The 21,465-nt window shown below is 49.8% G+C and carries 17 protein-coding genes; 14 read left to right on the top strand and 3 right to left on the bottom strand.

The annotated features are described in order from the left end of the window. Nucleotides 1-312: 312 nt before the first annotated feature. The 3 genes from VGN67_RS20930 to VGN67_RS20920 all read right to left on the bottom strand — a co-directional run bounded on the left by VGN67_RS20930 (nt 313) and on the right by VGN67_RS20920 (nt 5,640). Nucleotides 313-3,276, bottom strand: a complete 2,964-nt coding sequence (locus VGN67_RS20930) for a glycoside hydrolase family 3 N-terminal domain-containing protein (protein ID WP_327488855.1) — start codon at nt 3,274-3,276, stop codon at nt 313-315. 101 nt (nt 3,277-3,377) lie between these two features. Next, a complete protein-coding gene (chrA, locus tag VGN67_RS20925) occupies nt 3,378-4,550 on the bottom strand; it encodes a chromate efflux transporter (RefSeq protein WP_327488854.1) in 1,173 nt (390 codons plus the stop codon). 133 nt (nt 4,551-4,683) lie between these two features. Then, nucleotides 4,684-5,640, bottom strand: coding sequence for an isopenicillin N synthase family dioxygenase (locus VGN67_RS20920; protein ID WP_327488853.1), 957 nt, complete (start codon nt 5,638-5,640; stop codon nt 4,684-4,686). A 178-nt stretch (nt 5,641-5,818) separates the two neighbouring features. Between VGN67_RS20920 and VGN67_RS20915 the strand changes: the two genes are divergently transcribed. The 14 genes from VGN67_RS20915 to VGN67_RS20850 all read left to right on the top strand — a co-directional run bounded on the left by VGN67_RS20915 (nt 5,819) and on the right by VGN67_RS20850 (nt 21,429). Continuing rightward, nucleotides 5,819-6,622, top strand: coding sequence for an endonuclease/exonuclease/phosphatase family protein (locus VGN67_RS20915; protein WP_327488852.1), 804 nt, complete (start codon nt 5,819-5,821; stop codon nt 6,620-6,622). Nucleotides 6,623-6,754: 132 nt separating this feature from the next. Further along, nucleotides 6,755-7,723, top strand: a complete 969-nt coding sequence (locus tag VGN67_RS20910; protein ID WP_327488851.1) for a sugar phosphate isomerase/epimerase family protein — start codon at nt 6,755-6,757, stop codon at nt 7,721-7,723. 291 nt (nt 7,724-8,014) lie between these two features. Next, on the top strand, nt 8,015-9,289 hold the full coding sequence (locus tag VGN67_RS20905) for a Gfo/Idh/MocA family oxidoreductase (protein ID WP_327488850.1): 1,275 nt from the start codon (nt 8,015-8,017) through the stop codon (nt 9,287-9,289). Nucleotides 9,290-9,322: 33 nt separating this feature from the next. Then, a complete protein-coding gene (locus tag VGN67_RS20900; protein ID WP_327488849.1) occupies nt 9,323-12,781 on the top strand; it encodes a DUF1080 domain-containing protein in 3,459 nt (1,152 codons plus the stop codon). A gap of 217 nt (nt 12,782-12,998) precedes the next feature. Further along, nucleotides 12,999-13,934, top strand: coding sequence for a D-2-hydroxyacid dehydrogenase (locus tag VGN67_RS20895; RefSeq protein WP_327488848.1), 936 nt, complete (start codon nt 12,999-13,001; stop codon nt 13,932-13,934). A 124-nt stretch (nt 13,935-14,058) separates the two neighbouring features. Then, nucleotides 14,059-15,234, top strand: coding sequence for a galactokinase (gene galK / locus VGN67_RS20890; protein ID WP_327488847.1), 1,176 nt, complete (start codon nt 14,059-14,061; stop codon nt 15,232-15,234). 50 nt (nt 15,235-15,284) lie between these two features. Next, entirely contained in the window at nt 15,285-16,427 is a 1,143-nt protein-coding gene (locus tag VGN67_RS20885) for an aldose epimerase family protein (protein WP_327488846.1), read from the top strand. Nucleotides 16,428-16,749: 322 nt separating this feature from the next. Further along, entirely contained in the window at nt 16,750-17,244 is a 495-nt protein-coding gene (locus VGN67_RS20880; RefSeq protein ID WP_327488845.1) for a hypothetical protein, read from the top strand. Nucleotides 17,245-17,774: 530 nt separating this feature from the next. After that, nucleotides 17,775-18,095, top strand: coding sequence for a hypothetical protein (locus VGN67_RS20875; protein ID WP_327488844.1), 321 nt, complete (start codon nt 17,775-17,777; stop codon nt 18,093-18,095). Nucleotides 18,096-18,288: 193 nt separating this feature from the next. Then, entirely contained in the window at nt 18,289-18,627 is a 339-nt protein-coding gene (locus tag VGN67_RS20870; RefSeq protein ID WP_327488843.1) for a hypothetical protein, read from the top strand. A 321-nt stretch (nt 18,628-18,948) separates the two neighbouring features. Next, nucleotides 18,949-19,311, top strand: a complete 363-nt coding sequence (locus VGN67_RS20865; protein ID WP_327488842.1) for a DUF72 domain-containing protein — start codon at nt 18,949-18,951, stop codon at nt 19,309-19,311. A gap of 56 nt (nt 19,312-19,367) precedes the next feature. Next, nucleotides 19,368-19,562: a hypothetical protein gene (locus VGN67_RS20860; RefSeq protein WP_327488841.1), complete on the top strand. Its 195-nt coding sequence runs from the start codon at nt 19,368-19,370 to the stop codon at nt 19,560-19,562. An 80-nt stretch (nt 19,563-19,642) separates the two neighbouring features. Continuing rightward, on the top strand, nt 19,643-20,647 hold the full coding sequence (locus VGN67_RS20855) for a PDDEXK nuclease domain-containing protein (protein ID WP_327488840.1): 1,005 nt from the start codon (nt 19,643-19,645) through the stop codon (nt 20,645-20,647). Between the two features lie 44 nt (nt 20,648-20,691). Next, nucleotides 20,692-21,429, top strand: coding sequence for a DUF72 domain-containing protein (locus VGN67_RS20850; RefSeq protein ID WP_327488839.1), 738 nt, complete (start codon nt 20,692-20,694; stop codon nt 21,427-21,429). Nucleotides 21,430-21,465: the final 36 nt, after the last annotated feature.

Raw genomic sequence — 21,465 nt, 5'->3', positions numbered from 1 at the left:
GGCGAAAGGTGGCCTTATTGCCCCGCTTGTGGCCTTCAACAAGTGCCTCGCGTTGCTCGGCACTCAATGTTATGTATCGTTTCTTTCCTTGCATGAAGGAAAGATAAAAATTACATCCATATTTTTGACCGACTACTTATTACGTCTGAACAAACAATATAGCAGCCCGAAGGCCAAAACCTTCGGGCTGCTATATTGATTAAAAAGCTGGGTACTCCGCTGTTGCCTCCTCCTCTGCCTCGGCGTAAGCCTCCACCGGAATGCACCAACAGCTCAGGATGTAGACGATTCTACTAAAAGAATCAGCTCCGGTTACTTATACAATTGCTCGTATACCGCGTCCATAATGGCGGTACGGATATTTAGTTGTGAGATCTTGTTGTTGTCACGCGTAGGGTACACCCGGTTCGACAAGAACACAAAGTTCAGGTTTACGGACGGGTCCATCCAAACCATTATTCCCGTAAAACCGGTATGTCCATAGCTCATGGGGTGGGCGTACTTGGGGGCATTGCCGGTGTACTTAAAGGTAGGCTTGTCGAAACCAACGCCCCGGCGGCTGCCCAGATCGGGGTACTGGTACCGGGTAAATTCAAACAGCGCATCCCGGCTGAGGAGCTGCTGTCCGCCGTAAAAGCCCTTCTGCAGGTACATCTGGGTTACTTTCATCAGGTCATTGGCATTCCCGAACAAGCCGGCGTGGCCGCTGAGACCGGCCAGCATCACCGCGCCTTCGTCGTGTACTTTACCGCGAATGACCGTCTGCCGGAAAAAAGTATCGCGTTCGGTAGGTACTATCCGGTCTATGTCATAAAAGCGGAGCGGGTTGTAGGTGAGGGTACTGGCTCCCAGCTTACTGTAGTAGTTCTTTTTGAGGTACTCTTCCATCTCCATCCCGGTCTGGTTCTTTACAATCTGCGGGTAGAGATAAAACGAAAAGTCGCTGTACACGTAGCCAGGCTCCGGATTTAGGGGAGAATCACGGATTGCTCTGAATATTTTCTGAGGATAATCTTTGTGCAGGTACAGGCTATCCTGCACTACCTCAATGGGAAAATCGGCTGATTTATTGGTCGTGAACGTATTCTTCTTCCAGGTACCATTCGGATTTTTGGCGTCGCGCCAGAAAGGAATCCAGGCTTTCAGCCGGGCCTGGTGGGTCAGGATATCCCGCCATTTCAGATCCGCCTTGTTGGAGCCTTTGTAAAAGGGCAGGTAGTCCTTCATGGTCGCGTCCAGGTTAAATTTTTTCTGATCCCAAAGGCTCATCAGCGCCAGGGTGGAGGCCGTTACTTTGGTGACAGAGGCCAGGTCAAACAGATCTGTAAGCTTAGTAGGTTCTTCCTGCTCATAGGTATGGGTACCGTAAGCTTTCCGGAAAAATACCTTTCCGTCCTTGGCCAGCTGTACCACGCAGCCGGGCGTGGCTTTCTCAGCCAGGGCCAGGTTGGCAATGGAGTCGATTTTATGGGTGATAATCTTTGAATCCAGCCCTACTTCTTCCGCGATGGTATACTTCAGTCGCCCGATGGCCTGGGTTTCGATACCGGCCCCGTAGGCAAAGCGTTCGTTGACGCTAACGGGTAGTTTACCCCGGGCCGGAATGGCCCCAAAAATAAGTTGTGCCGACAGATCTTCTGTGAAAGGAGTCATCTGGTAGCCCATTACCAGCGCCCTGGCCTGTTCGGGATTTTGAATTTTATTCAATACGTACGGATTTCCAAAAAGCGTAACCACCGCTTTGCCCGTGGCCGTAAGCTGGTTCAATACGGCGTTCATTTGTTCGGTAAGGCCAAAGTTCAGCCGCGGCGAAACGCTGTTAAGATGTACCCCTACCAGCAGCAGATTGTAATCATTGAGCTTAGCTCCCAGTTCGGCAACCTGGGCCTCGGTTGGACTGGCCGGAATAAAGAAAGTATCTACTTTGGTGTAGAGCCCGGCTATCTCCTGGAATTTTGTTGGGGTATTGGCCCCCAGCGAAATGGCGGCTATCTTCAGCGTATCCAGCCTCTGGAGGGGCAGCATGTTATTGTCGTTTTTCAGCACCGTCAACGCGTTTTCTACCATGAGCCGGTTGGTAAGTTCGGCGGCTTTGGGGTTGAGGTCTTCCACCAGATTTGTCATTTCAACGGGTGTAAAGCGGTCCAGTCCTACCCAGGCTTTGGCGGCCAGTACCTTGCGAACGCGGTCGTCGATCTGGGCCTGAGTGATTCTGCCCGCGGCAATGGCTTTCTTGATTTCGGCAATGGCTTTGGGTACATCTTCCGTAAACTCCAGTACATCCATACCCGCTTCCAGTCCCATGGCGTCGGCTTTTCCGTCGGAGAAGTACTTGGTCACGCCTTTCATGTTCATGGCGTCAGAATATATTAATCCATTAAAACCCAGCTTAAATTTCAGCAGGTCGGTCACGATGGGCTTGGAAAGCGTTGAGGGTAGGTTAGGGGTATTGTCCAGGGCCGGAATGCTCAGGTGTGCGATCATCATTCCGCTCAGTCCGTTGTTGATCATTACCCGGAACGGGTACAACTCCAGCGAGTCCAGCTGGGTAATGTCTTTACCAATAATGGGAAGGTCGTAGTGTGAATCTACGCCCGTATCACCGTGGCCGGGAAAGTGCTTGGCGCTGGTCAGCAGGCCATGATCCTGCATACCCTTCATGTAGGCCACGGCCTTTTCGGCCACCCGGTACTTGTTTTCCCCGAACGAGCGAAAGCCAATGACCGGGTTGTTGGGATTATTATTAACGTCGGCCACGGGTGCGAAGTTGATATGTACCCCCAGACGCCGCGCCTGCCGGGCCAGCTGGGCACCCATGTCATAAATCAGGTTGTCGTGGCCCTGCATGGCTCCCATGGTTATCTGGTAGGGGTACCTAACAGTACTGTCAATACGCATGGCAAGGCCCCATTCGGCATCCATGGCTACCAGCAGGGGTACTTTTGAAATAGACTGGAAGTAGTTGGTCAGCCGCGCCTGAGGTACCGGCCCGCCCTGAAAAAACACAACTCCACCGATTTTATTTTCCCGGATGAGCTTCGCTACGTAAGCCGGATTGCTGCGGGTGGTGTCAATGAGCGCCCGGCGGGTATCGGAAGTAGCCGCCACCATAATCAGCTGGGCGATACGCTCATCGGGTGTAAGGGTAGCAAATACCGAGTCGACCCACTGACGATTGGCCCCCAGAAAATCAGGTGGTGTACTGATTTGAGCATTGGAAAAGTGAGAAGCTACTAAGGCAAAAATCAGACAGAGTACCGTAAGTACTTTTTTCATGGGTTTATAATAAATTAAAATACCTTCAAAGTTTGGAAATCCCGGGCAGGTTTGCAACCCAAATGGTAACGAATATCAGCAAGAACTTTTATTGGGAGAGATTAAAAAACCAACCCCAGTACCAGACCGCCCAGAATAATAAGATAAGAAGGAACACGGGTAAAAAAGAGGATAAGCAGGGTACCTACCACCGTGAGCAGAGGCTGCCACTGGGTAACCATGGGCTGAAAAAGGATAACCGCCGCCGCGATGGTCAATCCGCAGCTGGCCGCGTGGATACCGTTCAGCGAGGCCCTGATACCCCGGTACTTCTTTAATTGGTCCCAAAACCGGTACACAAAGAATATCAGGAAAGTACCCGGTAAAAAAATGGCAACCGTGGCAACCAGTCCGCCCAGTAGTTGTCCGCTAACACCGTAGGCCTGCATGGACATACTACCCACGTACGTTGAAATGGAGAATACTGGTCCGGGTACTACCTGGGTCAGGGCCATGCCCGACAGAAATTCCTGCCGGGTAAGGTAGTGTTTGAAGACCACAAACTCATTGTAGAGCAAAGGAATCAGAACCTGCCCACCCCCAAACACCAGGCTGCCGTTCCGGTAGAAGTTTTCAAACAAGCGGACGGGCAATGAGCGGGTAAGGGCACCCAGCGAGGCAGCGGCCAGGAGTACCCCCAGCCACAGCAGGAAGTTGGCCCATTCGATTCGCAGCGGCTCCTTGACCATCACGGCGTGCTTACGGTAGTTAAGGGAAGCTACCACCCCACCCACCAGGATAAGCAGTGGCGTAACGTAGGGAGACGGAAACAGGTAAGCTACCGCCGTTGAAAGAAGCATAAGTACCCAGCCCTGCGTATCATGGATGACTTTTTGGGCAATGCGGTACCCTCCAAACATCAGAAAAGCTACCGCCATGGGGCCCACAAACCGGGTAAAGGAAAGAGAAATATCGTTGACCTGTAAATAGTGTATACCAATGGCCGCTAGCGTCATGAGCACCATGGCCGGAAGCGACCACACCAGTAGGGTCAGGTAAGCCAGGTTGGGGCCGCCAATCTTAAAACCCAGCGCCGTCACGGTTTGGGTGGAGGTAGGGCCGGGTAGTACCTGGCAAAGAGCCTGTAACTCGAGTAGTTCTTCTTCGGTGAGGTAGCCGCGTTTCTGGACGAGGCGCTCCAGCATCATAACCAAATGTACCTGCGGGCCACCAAAAGCCGTGCAGGCTAATAGCAGAATGTCTTTCAGGTAGATAATGTACCGGAAGCGCCGCATTTAGTACCGGAGTAAAACTAAGAATAGGTGTGCAAAAAGGTAAATAACAGCTTTCGACCTGAAATGCATCGAAAGCTGTTATTCAAAAGAAAGACTATTTATCTGTAATTAATAGTCAGGTGGAAGAAAATACCTATTTTTTTAGTCCCAGTTCGCGCAGGCGCTCATCCAGAAACTCCCCGGCGGACATGTCAGTATACAGCTTGGGGTGCTGCTCATCAATGCAGCTTTCCAGGGAAGTCAGGTTCATGTCGCCGCGGGGGTGCATGAAGAAGGGAATAGAGTAGCGCGAGGTACCCATTTTTTCGCGGGGCGGGTTCACCACCCGGTGGATGGTCGACTTAAGCTTGTGGTTGGTCAGCCGGTCCAGCATATCACCTACGTTGACTACGATCTGGTCGGGTAGTGCCGTAATGGCGATCCACTTGCCGTCGCGACGAAGTACTTCCAGGCCTTCGGCGCTGGCTCCCATCAGCAGCGTAATCAGGTTAATGTCACCGTGGGCGGCCGCGCGTACGGCTCCCTCGGGCAGCAGGTCGGGGTTTTCGATGGGGAAGTAGTGCAGCGCCCGCAGAATACTGTCGCCGTTGCGTACCTTGTCTTCAAAAAAGTCTTCGGGAAGGTCCAGGTAAATGGCAATGGCGCGGAGCAACGTTTTACCGGTATTTTCAAAGGTTCGGTAAACCTTCACTGTGTATTCTTTAAATTCGGGTAGCTCGTCCGGAAATATGTTTGACGCCATGTCGCCTTCGGGCTCGGGCTGACCTACGTGGTAAAATTCCTTAAGGTCGGCCACTTTGAAACCCTTGGCGGTTTCCTTGCCTTTCCCAATGTAGCCCCGCTGGCCGTGCAGTTCCTCAAATTCATATTGTTTTTTCTGCTCTTCGGGTAGTCTAAAAAAACGCTCTACCGTTTCGTACAGAGACCGGCGGAGGTCGTCATTGAGTCCGTGGTTCTTGATGGCCACAAAACCAATGTTATTAAAAGCAGCGCCCAGCTCTGCTACAAATTTTGCTTTTCGCTCCGGGTCTCCTGAGTTAAACTCAGCCAGGTCGAGCGAAGGTACTTCTTCCAGCAATGCTTGTTCCATAGTTGTAATTTTTTGCAAATTTCAGGACTATCTATTGTTTATGCAACTGTTGTGCAGGTACTATTTCTAAAATGTTCCTTATTTATACATAAGCAGGCTGCCGGGAAGTTGTTACTTTTATTTATAATTACCAATCAAAAATCGCCCTTGCCGGGTACCTTTAACCCAACAAAACTCCATGAAAGCATTTATCTTCCTGATCAGTACCTTAATAGCGTTTACCCTGCCCGACGCCAACGGTCAGGGCGGCGCGTCGGCAACCCCGGCCAATCTCAAAGTAATGACTTACAACATCCATCACTGCAATCCGCCCTCGGAGGAGGTGAAAATTGATGTGGCGGCCATAGCGCGGGTTATTAATCAGGAAAAGCCCGACCTGGTGGCCCTGCAGGAAGTTGACATCCGGACCACCCGTTCCGGCAAAAATCTCGACCAGGCCCGGGAACTGGCCCGGCTGACGGGGATGTACTCTTTCTTTACCAAAGCCCTGGACCACCAGGGCGGCGACTACGGCGTGGCGGTGTTATCGAAGTACCCCATTCTGGACTCGGTTGGTTACCTCCTGCCCCGCAACCCGGAGCTGGGTGGCGAAGACCGGGCCATTGCGGCCATTACCGTGCAGCTACCCAACAATCAGAAAATCCTGTTTGCCAGTACCCACCTGGACCTGAAAGAAGGCAACCGGCTGTCGGAGGCTGAACTCATAACAAAGTACTTTAAGGAGACCCGGTTGCCCATGATTCTGGCGGGTGATTTTAATGACATACCCGGAAGCCGCACTATCAACTACCTGGACAAGTACTTTACCCGGACTTGCCAGACTAACTGCCAGGGTACCATACCCATTGAAAACCCCAACCGTACCATTGATTTTGTCATGACCAATTCGGTGGGGAATGTAAAGGCCCTCTCGACCCGGGTTATTAATGAACAGTACGCTTCGGATCATTTGCCGGTGGTAGTAGAGTTTACGGTCAGATAGTCGTTATTATCAACCAGTTGCTCAGATACATAGTATGGGATCCAAAGTGCTGAAACAGAATTTCTAATCCTGAGTAAGTCATTGCCCTGTACTGCCTTTTTACTATTCCTAACCACTTATCATCTCCCTTATATGCAGGACGCTGTTCAAAACTCCAATAATAATTCTACCAGAAGAGACTGGTTAAAAACAACGGCCCTGGCGGGTGCCGCCGTACTGGCTGGTAAGTCAGGTCAGGCCGAGCCCCTCTATTCAGCCGTAGCACCGGCTGCCAGAAGGATACCCATTGCGGTGTCTACGTACTCTTACTGGCACTTTCAGGAGCAGAAGTACCCCGTAGAAAAAGTAATTGAAGATGCGGCCCGCCTGGGATTTGACGGCGTTGAAATCCTGCACCGGCAGATGGACAATGAAACCATTCCGTACATGAACAAGCTCAAGCGTCTGGCATTTGACAACGGTCTGGCTTTGCCAATGCTTTCCATTCACCAGAGTTTTGTACAACCCAAAGCCGAAGACCGCAAAAAAGACGTTGAACATACCATCCGGTGTATCAATATGTCCACCCAGATGGGTATACCGGCTATACGCATGAACACCGGCAGCTGGCGGACCGTAAAGCGGGATGCCAGGTACTATAAAGACGGCCAGGAACCACCCATTCAGGGCTATACCGACCAGGATGCTATCAAATGGTGCATTGATTCGATGGGCGAGTGCCTGGTAGCCGCGGAGAAAGCCGGTGTTGTACTGGCCATTGAAAACCACTGGGGCCTGTCGTCCAATATTGATTATCTGCTGGAAATATATAAACCACTCGCTTCCTCGCCCGCCATGGGTATGAACGTGGATACGGGCAACTTTGTGGGAGATCCGTATCCGCAGTTTGAGCGACTGGCACCCTTTGCTACCATTGTTCAGGCTAAGACCTACTACGGCGGTGGTCACTACTACGACCTGGACCTGGATTACAAAAGAATCGCAGCTATACTCAGAAAGGCTAACTTTAAGGGCTACATCTCCCTGGAAATGGAAGGCAAGGAAGACCCCACGGTTGCCGTTCCCAAAAGCCTTAAGTTATTCCGAGAAGTATTTAGCTAATAATTCCTAAGCTTACCTTAAAACTACGTAATCCATTTTGACTACCAATTCTACCCGGAATCCATCACCTACCTACATGGTCATTACGGCGCGTGCCGCCAACCATGCTGTGGAAGAACTGAGGAAAGGAAACTTGTAGCAAGGGCTATACAGTTAGGTAGTAAGAGTAAGCTCTACTATTCGGAGGCTTTCTGCTTGACGGAGAGCCTCTTTAATTTTTTAAAATATTTTAGTATTAAATGAGTACTTCCCGGTGCTTTTCATTCTGAAAATATTCCTACCCTTTTTTGTATGAACCAAGAAAAGAAAAATTCCATTGACAGACGCAACTTCCTGAAAGGCTCCCTGGCCACGGTAGCTGCATTTTCCATAGTGCCCCGGCATGTGCTGGGCAAAGGGTACCTGGCTCCGAGCGATCAGCTGACCAAAGGTATTGTGGGCGTAGGCTCCATGGGAAGAGGCCACATTCCTTACGCGGGTACCCGGGTGGTAGCCCTGTGTGACGTGGACCGTGGACACCTGAAGCAGGCGGCTGGTATGGTGGGCAAAGATGCAAAAACGTTCAGTGATTACCGGGAGCTCATTCAGCTTCCCGAAGTAGATATCGTACACGTAGCCACGCCGCCCCACTGGCACGGCATCATCGCGGCTGATGCCGCCCGGGCTGGTAAAGATGTCTGGTGCGAAAAACCCATGACCCGTACCATCGGCGAGGGAAAGCGCCTGGTGGAAGCCGTACAGCAGCACGGCCGTATCTTCCGTCTGAATACCTGGTTCCGCTTTGAATCCAATTTTTATGGTATGAATACAACCGTAAAACCCATCAAAAAACTGGTGGAAAGCGGACTGCTGGGCTGGCCCCTGACCGTAACAGTAAGCCGCCATACCGGCTTCGACTGGAAATTCTACTGGGTAGGACAAACGGACCTTGACCCGCAGCCGGTACCCGCCGACCTCGACTATGAGATGTGGCTCGGCCCCGCCCCCTATAAGCCTTACCACCCGCACCGCGTACACGGTACCTTCCGGGGGTACTGGGACTACGACGGAGGTGGACTGGGTGACATGGGCCAGCACTACCTTGACCCCATCCAGTACTTCCTGGGGAAGGATAACACCAGTCCTATCAGCGTAGAAATTGATGCGCCTCAGCAACATACCGACGCCGTAGGTACCTGGCGCCGCATCGAGTATACCTATGCCGATGGTTGTAAGATTATCCTGGATGGGGAAGCCAAAGACGCTAATGTACCCTATATCCAGGGACCCAAAGGGAAACTCTATCCTAATTTCCGCTCGGACATACCCGATCTGGAAAAGAAACTGGCGGCCTTCCCCGATCCGGAACCGCAGGTGACGGACTTTGTGGAGGCGGTAAAGGAGCGGAAGAAATTTGCCCTGAACGAAGAAAACGGCCACCGCTCCTGTACCTTGGTCAATATGGGTCTGGCGGCGCTGCGTCTGGGACGTTCGCTGAAATTTGATCCGGACAAGCAGGTGTACGTTGATGACGAAGGGGCCAACCGCCTCATTGACCAGCCCATGCGTGCCGCCTGGACCATCTAATCATTTTCTCAAAATCCTGCATCAAATACTATCATGAAGAAACTACTATATATACTTGTTGCCTGCTGCACCCTGAGCACGGGGGCTATGGCTCAACGAGAAGATAAACGAACGCTCACCACCCGGATTGCCGATTTACTGGCGCAGATGCCTGCCCAGAACTCCGCTCAACTCAAGAAAAACATGGAGGACGTGGCCGCCCTGGGAAAGCCGGGGCTGGTTCAGATGGCCGGCATGCTGGTTGCTCCGGAGAAAGGCGATAATACAGCGCTGGAATACGCCCTAGGGGGCTTTGCCTACTACGTTATGCAGCCCGGCAAAGAGGAGTGGAGAAAGATGGCGGCCGAAGCCTACGGAGAAGCCCTGAGCAAGCTAACTGATGATAACAACAAAACTTTCCTGATTTATCAGCTGCAAACTATCGGTAAAGATGAGTCGGTGCCCGTGTTACAGACTTACCTGAAAAACAAAAAGTTGAACGGTCCGGCGGCGCGGGCCCTGGTGAAGATTGGAACAACCGGAGCCGGACAAGCGCTGCTGAGCGCACTGAATGGTACTTCGGGACCCATCCAGCTATCGCTGGTGGAAGCACTGGGTGATAGTCGTTTCAGCCCGGCGGCTCCGGTTATAGAGAAACTACTCGAAACCCAGGATATGGACCTCCGTAAAGTAGCGCTTTATGCCCTGGCTGATATTGGTGCGCCTACTTCGGAAGCAGTACTGGCGCAGGCGGCGGAAAAAGGCTCTTTTATTTACAATGAGGCTAACGCTACCTCGGCCTACCTCCGCTACCTGAGCCGACTGGCTGAGGGAGGAAACCGTGGCGCTGCCGAAAAAGCGGCTACTACTTTACTGAATAAAGCCACCGCGGCTAACCAGATTCATACCCGCACGGCCGCCCTGAAGGTACTAACGGATATGCAGGGGCCTGCCGGTATTTCTACGCTGGTAAAAGCGTTGGATAGCGATAATGCTGCCTACCGGGCTGCCGCTTTGAAATATGCGCGGGCCAACACCGGGGCAGCCAGTACCGCGCTTTGGTTAAAGGCAATGAAGAAAGCAAAGCCGGCTGTACAGGCGGAGATTATCACGATGCTGGGACAGACCGGAGCCAAAGAAGCCCTGCCGGCTATTACCAAAGCGCTTGGTAGTAAAGACGGCGCGGTCAAACTCGCGGCAATCAAAGCCGCCGGTACCCTGGGTCAGGATGGCGTGCTGAATGAGCTGATGCCGGTACTTAAAAAGGGAAATGCCGCGGAGGTCAAAGCGGTAAAGAACGCCCTGCTAACCATGAAAGGTACCAGCGTGGTAGACCGGGTAGCCACCGCTTTGCCTGCCATGCCTGCCCCAGCCCAGGCCGCCCTTATTGATGTACTGGCCGCCCGGGCGGCCGACACCAAAATGGACGTCGTACTTAAGCAGCTTGCTACTGCCGATACCGAAGTGAAAAAATCAGCCCTGGCGGCCCTGAAATACATGGCGGCTCAAAAAGACCTGCCCACGCTGTTTAGCCTGCTCGACGGGGCCAGTCAGCCGCAGGAGATTAAGGAACTCCAGGATGCCGTTATCGCAGCCGTGAAAGGAGCCGGTGCTCAGGAACAGCAAACGGATCTGCTGCTTAAGCAGATGAACAGTACCGCTCCTGACAGGAAAAACCGCTACTACCAGGTACTGGCCAGTGTGGGTGGCAACAAAGCCATGCAAACGGTGGTGTCGGCTTACAACAGTGGCGATGCTGCCGCCCAGGGAGCTACCCTGGCGGCACTGACCAGCTGGACCGATGCCAGCGCGGCCAAAGAACTATATACCATCAGTAAAAATACCACCAACGGCGAACACCTGAACCAGGCGGTTCAGGGTTATGTGCAGGCCGTCAGAAAGTCAAAGGAAAATCCGGTCCAAAAGGTACTGATGCTCCGGAAGGCGCTGGAAGTGGCCAAGACCACCGCCCAGAAGGATATGATTCTGAAAGAATTGCAGCGTAACCGTACTTTCAACGCGCTGCTCGTAGCCGGTACTTATCTGGACGATCCTCAGCTTCAGCAAACCGCCGCTCAGGCCGTTATGAGCATTGGCCTGTCCAATAAGGAGTACCAGGGCGAGGTAGTCCGCAACCTCCTGACCAAAACAATGAGCCTATTGAACGGGCAGGGTAGCGAGTACGCAAAGGAATCAATCCGGAAGCACCTGGACGAAATGCCGCAGGGCGAAGGCTACGTGGCGATGTTCAACGGCAAAGACCTCACCGGCTGGAAAGGATTGGTAGAAAATCCGATCAAGCGGGCCGCTATGCACCCGGACACGCTGGCGACCAAACAGGCCAAAGCCGACGCCAAGATCAAGAACGACTGGGTGGTCAGAAATGGTGACCTGGTATTTACCGGCCACGGCGATAACCTGGCTTCTACCAAAAAATACGGTGACTTCGAAATGTACGTCGACTGGCGGATTGAGAAGGATGGCGACGCCGGTATCTACCTGCGGGGTTCGCCGCAGGTGCAGATCTGGGATACGTCCCGCGTCAAGGTAGGCGCACAGGTAGGTTCGGGTGGTTTGTACAATAATAAGCAATACGAAAGTAAACCGCTCAAAGTAGCCGATAACCCGGTGGGTGAATGGAACACTTTTTACATCAAAATGGTGGGCGACCGCGTTACTGTACATCTGAACGGTGAACTGGTAGCCAATAACGTACCTCTTGAGAACTACTGGGACCGCAAGCAGTCTATCTTCCCCGAAGAGCAGATTGAACTACAGGCCCACGGTACCGAGGTAGCCTACCGCGATATTTATATCCGTGAGCTACCCCGTCCCGAGCCGTTTAAGCTGAGCCAGCAGGAAGCGCAGGAAGGATATAAGGTACTATTTGATGGTACCAATATGTACGAGTGGATGGGCAATACCACCGACTATATTATCGAAAACGGTGAAATGGTCATTTATCCTAACCAGGGAGGGAAAGGCAACCTGTACACCAAAGACCAGTACAGCGATTTTGTGTACCGCTTCGAGTTCCAGCTTACCCCCGGTGCCAACAACGGTCTCGGCATACGGGCTCCGCTGGAAGGCGACGCGGCCTACACCGGTATGGAACTTCAGATACTGGACAACGACGCGCCTAAATACAAAAATCTGCACGAGTACCAGTACCACGGCTCGGTGTACGGGGTTATTCCGGCTAAGCGTGGTTTCCTGAAACCGGTAGGAGAGTGGAACTACGAGGAGGTAACTGTGCAGGGTTCCAAAATCAAGGTGGTGTTGAACGATACTACGATTCTGGAAGGCGACCTGGCCGAAGCCAGCCAAAACGGTACCCTGGATAAAAAAGACCATCCGGGTCTGAAAAGGGCTTCCGGGCACATCGGCTACCTGGGCCACGGCGACATTGTACGGTTTAGAAATATCCGGGTGAAAGATTTGAGCAAAGCGGTAGAGACTACCACCGGTGACAGCAAGCCCAAAACAAAAGGGAAGACCAAAGCCACAAAATAAACCAGCAGCCTCCTGCTAACTACCTACCGAAGTCCGGCACTTTCCGCCGGGCTTCGGTTTTTTTTATGAGTACATTCAAAAATATTTAGGGTGAACCAGATTTAAATTAACTATATGGTAGAAAGGTCGTTAAATCAGTAGGCCATTTTTTGAAAACCAAAACAGGACGGCCTTGTAGGTAAAATTGAGTAGTTTTTACTCTTTATTCTAAAAAAGCATGTACATATACATCCATACAGATTTAGATGAATCACTGCGAAAGCAGTTGCGCTCGGCCCTCTCCTCCGGGCACCATCTGTATTTTCGCTCCGAAAAAGAAAACTCAGATGAGTCATACGATATGTTTAGTCAGGCGGAAATAATCCTGGGCAATCCCCCCCTTGAGTGGTTTCAATCGCCACCCGTTCACCTGAAGTTCTGGCAACTCGACTCGGCTGGTTTTGACAAGTACCGGGGCCTCGAACTCAATGCCCGTGTGGCCAACATGGGTGACTGGTTTGCCCGTCCCTGCGCCGAAACTATTGTGGGGGGTATTCTGGCGCTGTACCGCGGGGTAGATGTACTGACGCTGCTCCGTCAGCGGAAAGAGTGGGTCGGGGCCGGGCTGCGCCCGTACCTGGGTACTTTGTACCGGCAAAAAGCGATTGTGCTGGGTAGCGGTACCATTGGTACCGCGGTGCGGGATATTCTGGAAGGCTTCCGTTGCCGGGTACTTACCCTGGCCCGTACCTCCCCCTCCGCCGACCTGCACAGCCGGGAGGAATTTCTGAGCGAACTGAACGATACCGACCTGGTGGTCAATACCCTCCCCGGTACGGTACATCACTTTGTGGATCGGGAAGTACTAATGAGGATGCGAAAGGGGAGTGTATACGCCAATGTAGGACGGGGAAGTACTACCGACGAGGAAGCCCTCATTGAGGTACTTCGCGCCGGACACCTGAGTGGCGCTGTCCTGGACGTAACCGAAATTGAGCCACTCCCTACCGACAGCCCACTCTGGGCTTTGCCCAACGTAGTACTTACCCAGCATACTGGGGGAGGGCAGGTCAACGAGGATGTAGGGAAAGTGGAGTTGTTTCTGCATAATATGGAAAAGCTCCGGAATGATCACCTGATTGACAACGAAGTGGACCTCAGGCGGGGGTACTAAGAGGAATTATGAATTTTGAATTCTGAATGAGGAGGTAGGGGAGAGTTCCTGCCGCTGGGGACATACCTCAATAGAAACAAAAAGATACGGTTATTTAAAGCTCCGTAGGAGCGGCACTCCAAAAATGATAGATAACACCTGTAGCAACGCCGACCGCGTGCACGATAAATTCAAAGAATTATTCGGAGAAACACCCCGGCTATTCCGGTCTCCCGGACGAATTAACCTTATTGGCGAGCATACTGACTATAACCAGGGCTTTGTCCTGCCAGCCAGTCTGGATAAAGCCGTTTTCTTTGCCATTACCCCCCGCACCGACAACCGCGTCATTCTGCACGCCGTAGATCTGGACGAAACCTACGAGTTTACGCTGGACGATTTTTCCAAGCCTGAACAGACGTGGACTTACTACCAGCTTGGCGTACTGGATCAGCTTCAGAAGCACGGGTACCAGCTGGGTGGTTTTCAGACCGCCTTTGGCGGGGATATTCCTCTGGGAGCGGGTATGTCATCCTCAGCCGCTTTGGAATGCTGCCTGTTTTTCGCGCTGAATGAGTTGTTCGGCTTAGGGCTGGACCGGCTGACCATTGTAAAACTGGGCCAGAAAGTGGAGAACCAGTACGTAGGTGTACAGTCGGGTATTATGGACCAGTTTGCTTCGGTGTTTGGCAAGGAAGAATCGGTTATTCGTCTCGACTGCCGTTCGCTGGAATACGAGTACTTCCCGTTTCCGATGCATGAGTACCTCTTAGTACTTTGTGACACCAGTGTCAAGCATTCGCTGGCCAGCTCCGAGTACAATACCCGCCGGCAGGAGTGCGAAAAGGGTGTTTCCATTCTCCAGAAGTACCATCCTGACGTGCAGAGCCTGCGGGACGCTACCCCCGCCATGGTGGAGGAGCACCGCGAGGAGCTGGGGCCGGTTGTGTACCGGCGTTGTAAGTACGTAACCGAGGAAATTGAGCGGGTGCAGGTAGCCTGTGAACTGCTGCTGCGGGGAGATTTGGCGGGATTTGGTAAAAAAATGTACGAAACCCACGAGGGCCTGCAGCACGAATACGAAGTCAGTTGCGAAGAGCTGGACTTTCTGGTCGATCAAACCCGTGATAACCCCGACGTTCTGGGAGCTAGGATGATGGGCGGCGGCTTTGGCGGATGTACCCTGAACCTCATTAAAAATACCGCTGTAGACACTTTTGAAAAGCAGATGAAAGCGGCCTACCAGCAGGCTTTTAACATAGAACTCCCCTGTTACCGCGTAAGAATTATGGATGGAACGGCAGAAGTGCATAGAATTTAAGAGCTAGCTGCTTTTACCTCAAACTAACCCTTTTATTCCCTTAACAAACCATGAAGCACTACTTCTTTCTGGCATCGTTGCTGGTCGGGCTCAGCCTGGCTGGGTGCCAGTCCCAAAAATCTAATCAATCAATGCAAGCAACCGTAACAAAAGCCGAATTTGGTCAACTGCCGGACGGGCAGCAAGCCTCCCTCTACACCCTCACCAACGCCAACGGGATGACCGTAAGGATTACCAACTACGGAGGCATCATCACGCATATTATGGTACCCGATAAGGATGGTAACATGGCCGACGTAGCCCTGGGATTTGATTCTTTAGCCGCTTATGTGAACGGAAATCCGTTCTTTGGCGCTCTGGTCGGCCGCTACGGTAACCGTATCGCCAAAGGCAAGTTTAACCTCGACGGACAAACCTATTCCATGGTCACCAACAATGGCCCCAACCACCTGCACGGCGGGAAAGTAGGGTTTGATAAGGTAATCTGGAAAACCGAAGAGATGAAAACGGACGAGGGAGTAGGGTTGCGTATGACTTACCTCAGCAAGGACGGTGAGGAAGGGTACCCTGGTAACCTGGACGTGACCGTCACCTACACCCTGGACAACGACAACGGCCTGTTGATTGACTACAAGGCTACTACCGACAAAGCCACCGTCGTAAACCTGACGAACCATTCCTATTTCAACCTGAGCGGCAAGGAAGGTACTGTTCTCAATCACGAGGTAATGCTCGATGCCGATAGCCTGGTGGCGGTAGATGCTACCCTGATTCCGACCGGTAAGCTGATACCCGTGGAAGGTACTCCCTTCGATTTTACCAAACCTGCTCCCATCGGAGACCGGATTGATGATATGAGTCATGAGCAAATAAAGAACGGCGGCGGCTACGACCACTGCTGGGTCATAAACCGGGCCGACCAGAGTATGGTACGCTTCGCTACGGTACATGAGCCGGAAAGCGGACGCTTCATGGAAGTGTATACCACTGAGCCGGGTGTACAATTCTATACCGGCAATTTCCTGAATGGCAAGGCGCAGGGCAAAGGCAAGACCTATAACAAGCGTTCCGGCTTCTGCCTCGAAACCCAGCATTTTCCTGATTCACCCAATCAGCCGCAGTTCCCGTCGGTAGTACTTCGCCCCGATGAGCAGTACCACACCATGACCCGCTTCAAGTTTTCGACGAAGTAGGGGTGGGTTGTTGGGCGGTCCGCCGCGCGGATTTAGTTATTAGCTTTATTATTTTCATAGGCCCGGGTTCGCCCGGGCTTTTTTATTGCTGGCTTATGAATTGATTACCTCCGACTAGAAAAATATAGCCTCCATAAGAAGATAAACCCGAAAATGATTAACTTAATCCCGCTTCGCTTTGGCTCCGGAGGTTTACCGGCTCAGGATGGTTGATGAAAATATATACGGCATTAATAATGCTAGAAAATATGAGATAAGTACAAATAAATACAAAAAGTACTGCAAAACTTGCTTATATTTAGGAGTTGGGCGTAATTAAACCGTGACAGTACTTTCCAAATATTTTAAATCATTTTTTAGCAAGACAAGCAACTTGACAGAAAAATTCATAGACCAAGTCGATGGACACTTGTTAATTTCAAATGATTTTGAGGTGTCACCTAAAACAACACCAGACAATTTACTTTTATATTTCAAAGAAGAAAATGTAAAAAGTGGAGACATCCGAAATGATTTTGGAAGTTATATTATTTCTAATGTAAAAAAGGGCAATACATACTTTTATGGAACTTTTTATTTTGAGAAAGAAATACTTTCTTTTGTAAGTTTTATCATTGACGACAAACCTATTTTGACAGGCTCTTGGGACAGTTGGAGCGAAAAAAATGAACTTCAAAAAAGGGAGTATTTAGACAGCTGGTTGACTGGACAAGTTGGTAAAAAAAGAAGTTTTGTTTGGGGAACAGTAGGCGCTTTTTATGACAATAAAGGCGGACAAAGCAGTATTGTTTTACGGTATGATAAAGCAAAATCGTGACAACGATTAACTACGCCCAACATTGTGTTTATAAAATTGTGGCGGGACGTTAAGCATTCAGCTTTGAATCATTATTTTGCTTTTGTGGTTAATTGAAACTGACGTTTTTCAAATTCCACAACTTCATAAACACTTGAACGTTATCAGTAATGTTAGGACGACCAACAACAAACAGACAATTACGAATTGAAAACAGCAAATTGGACAATATCGACACTTGTAATCTTGACAAATATTTACTTTTTGCCATTAAGTTTCGTAACAATAAAATCGACAGGTGGAGCTTTCGGGTATGGACTTTTAATCTTACCAATTTCACTTTCAATAAACCTACTACTTATATCGGCAGGACTGACTTTCAAGAAAAAATTTAATAACAGCATTGGACTACTTATCATCAACGGAGTTGGATTTTTTTGGGCTTCATTTTGGCTTTGGCTCTTGTTAACAACACCAAAAATGGACTAAATGGAGAATAAAATAAAAGTAAGTATTTCTAACAGACGAGAAATTCGAATGGTTCTCCCTATATGATGGCAGACCTGCAATTAGTGGGTTTAGACCTAGTAATTCCTAATGGTTGTTGGCAGGACAAATTTGCAATATCAAAAGACAAGAAATTTATTGCACTTATTAGCTTTGACCTTTCAGACAATGAACCAGGATTTGAAATCTACATTATTAACACAGACAAAAAAACAATAGCAAAAACCAAAAGAATATTTGGACTTGTAAATAATATTAGCATTATTGACAGAAAAATTAAGTTCAATAAATTTCTTTACGACAAGACTAAATCAAAAACAGGTGAATTATGCTGCAACATTGACGATGAATTGGACATTGAATAAAAACACTACTGCTAACAGGCGTTTGGCAAAAGTGGCGGTTCGGTACTCCGCTGCCACATTTGTGGTTAAACAAAGTTTGGTTCTCCGCAGCAACATTTGTGGTGAAAATCGCCACCTTCGCCAAGCGCCAAACCGTTGTGCGCTACTGGAGTGTAAGAACGTAAGACTTTAAAGCGAGATTTCTACCAAAAGTATGACGGAGGAAAAAATACGAGAAAATTTTTTTGAGATGGCAAGCCTTCACCATTCAACTATCTTAGAAGGAGATTCGAAGTACGCAAATAGGTTACATAAGAAATTGATGAAGCTATATCAGAAAGCCAAAAAAATAGGAAAGCAACATCTATTTCTGGAATTTTTGAATGACGATAATGAAGGAGTAAGGCTATGCGCTGCCACATTTTCTTTACACAGTAATCCAGAGTTAGCTCTTCAATGTTTAGGAGATTTAGCCAAGCTTCCTACTATTACTTCTATGCAAGCAGAGATGATATTGAAATTATGGGATAAAGGAGAACTTGAATTATTATAACCTTTTAATTTTGAACTGTGAGAACTGTTGTTTAGCTTAACATCATGTTTTGTAGAACCGCGGTTTTTCGTGATGCATCTTTTGCTTGACGCGAAAGCAGCGCACAACAGTGTGTTTATAAAATTGTGGCTGGACGTTAAGCATTCAACTATAAATCACTATTTTGCTTTTGTGGTTAATTGAAACTGACGTTTTTCAAATGCCACAACTTCATAAACACTTAAACGTTAGCATAAAAACCAGACAATATCGTCAACTCCACCAACTTTCCTCCCTATCGTACTTAAAGATTCACCACTTCTATATACAACCCTGAGCGGCATGCGCGAAAACCTCTACATCGGTACCTCGGGCTGGAGCTATGCCTGGAAAGGCATTTTCTATCCCGAAGACCTGAAATCGGCCGATTACCTGCCCTACTTTGCCAGGTATTTTAATACTACCGAGGTAAACAGCAGCTACTACCACTACACCATGGCCAAAACCATAGAAAAGTGGCTGGCCCAGACCCCCGCCCATTTTAGGTTTGCCGCCAAGCTGCATAAAGAAATTACCCACGAAAAGCGACTGGTGGAGGTGGCCGGCCCGCTGGAAAAATGGATGAGCCGCTTCCTGATCATGGGTGACCGCCTGGGCCCGGTGCTGATTCAGCTTCCGGCCAGTTTTTTAACAAAATTTAAGTAAATTTGAATATGATAACCTATCAAGTAGACATAATAGACCCAAAAGCTGACCGGCTTTTGAAAGACCTGGCAGACATGAATCTGATTGCAATTAAGCAAACAGACAGCGATGGATTTATGCAGGTAATTGAACGGCTTCGTTCAAAGGCCGAGCAACCTGGACCGCCGACGATGGAGGAGATCACGCAGGAAGTAGTAAGCAAAATAAATGCTGTATTGTCCGAATTAGAAATCATGCAAAAAAGTAGCTGAAGAGATTGCCAATTTACCAAACCGCTTGCTTGCACAGGCTTTCAATGAAATTGAAAATGATTAAGAAATGACCCACAGCCATGCAGGTAAAGCATGAACTCATACAACAAATACACAGCATCGTAGCCTCGGCCCGGGAGCGGGCCATTCGGTCGGTGGATACCGAACGGGTGCTGATGTACTGGCAAATAGGCAAAGTACTGTTTGAAGAAGAGCAGGAGGGCAAAGAGCGGGCAGACTATGGCAAGTTCCTCATCAAATCTATTTCACATGAGTTTCAACCCCTGTTTGGGACGGGGTTTTCGGTTCGTCAATTAGAGATGAACAGGCAGTTTTACCGTACTTTCCCGAATACGAACGCACTGCGTTCGCAATTCAGCTGGACCCATTACCGAACCCTCATACGCATTGAGAATGAGGATAAAAGAGCTTTTTACATAGCCGAGGCCGAAAAAAACAACTGGACGGCCAGGCAATTGGAACGGCAGGTAAACAGCCAGTTGTTTGAACGCCTTTTGCTGAGCAACGATGTGCAGGCAGTACTGGCAGTAGCCCGTGAAGAAAAACTACCTGCCGATGCCAAAGAGATCATCAAAGACCCCATGATACTGGAATTTTTGGGCCTAAGACGGGAGACTGCCTACTACGAAAAAGATCTGGAAACTGCCATCATTACGCATTTACAGGAATTTTTACTGGAATTAGGAAACGGCTTTTCCTTTGTGGCCAGGCAAAAACGCATTCATCTTGAAGGCGATGAGTTTTTTATTGACCTCGTATTCTATAATCGATTACTGCAATGCTTTGTGCTGGTTGAAATCAAAACCACCAAGCTCACCCATCAGGACATAGGGCAGTTGCAGATGTATGTAAACTACTACGACCGCTTTGAAAAACAGAATTTCGAAAACCCCACCATTGGCATATTGCTATGTGCCGATAAAAATGATGCCGTTGTAAAGATCACCCTACCTGAAAACAATAAGACAATCATCGCCAGTAAATACCAACTATACCTGCCTACCGAACAGCAACTAATTGCAGAGGTAAGAAAAGAGATTGATAAATTAGACCAGAACAGGTGAGATGTACCTTAATATTCACCACTTCATCAGCAACCCTGAGCGGCATGCGCGAAAACCTATACATAGGCACCTCAGGCTGGAGCTATGCCTGGAAAGGCATTTTCTATCCCGAAGACCTAAAATCGGCTGATTACCTGTCGTACTTTGCCGGTTACTTTAATACTACCGAGGTAAATAGCAGCTACTACCACTACACCATGGCCAAAACCATTGAAAAGTGGCTGGCCCAGACCCCCGCCCATTTTAAGTTTGCCGCCAAGCTGCACAAAGAAATTACCCACGAAAAGCGCCTGGTGGATGTGGCCGGTCAGCTGGAAAAATGGATGAGCCGCTTCCTGATTATGGGTGACCGTCTGGGGCCGGTGCTGATTCAGCTTCCGGCCAGTTTTCGTTTTAACCTGGAGGTGGCCGAAAACTTTTTCTCGCTGCTGCGCGACAAGTACCCTACCCAGCCCTTTGCGCTGGAAGTGCGGCATAAATCCTGGCTGGAGGAGGAGCCAATAGAAATATTACGGTATTACCACATTGCTTTTGTTATTGCCGATTCGCCCCGCTGGCCCAAGCTCGAAACCGTCACGGCCGACTTGGTGTACCTGCGCCTGCACGGGGAAGAAAAGCTCTACTCAGGCCCCTATTCAGACGAGGCGCTGGAGCGCTTCGGCTACATGATTAACGACTGGCTGCTGGACGAAAAAGAGGTGTGGGTTTTCTTCAACAACACCATCGGCGGCGCCGCAACCAAAGATGCCGAAACATTGCAGAAGTTGCTGGAGAATATATAGAGGTGGAAGGATTGGGTAAGGGGAACGCAGGATTTC

This window comes from Telluribacter sp. (genome assembly GCF_035998675.1).
GTDB lineage: Bacteria > Bacteroidota > Bacteroidia > Cytophagales > Spirosomataceae > Telluribacter.
Note: the sequence above shows the minus strand (reverse complement) of the source record. Positions and strands in the feature narration are given on the sequence as shown.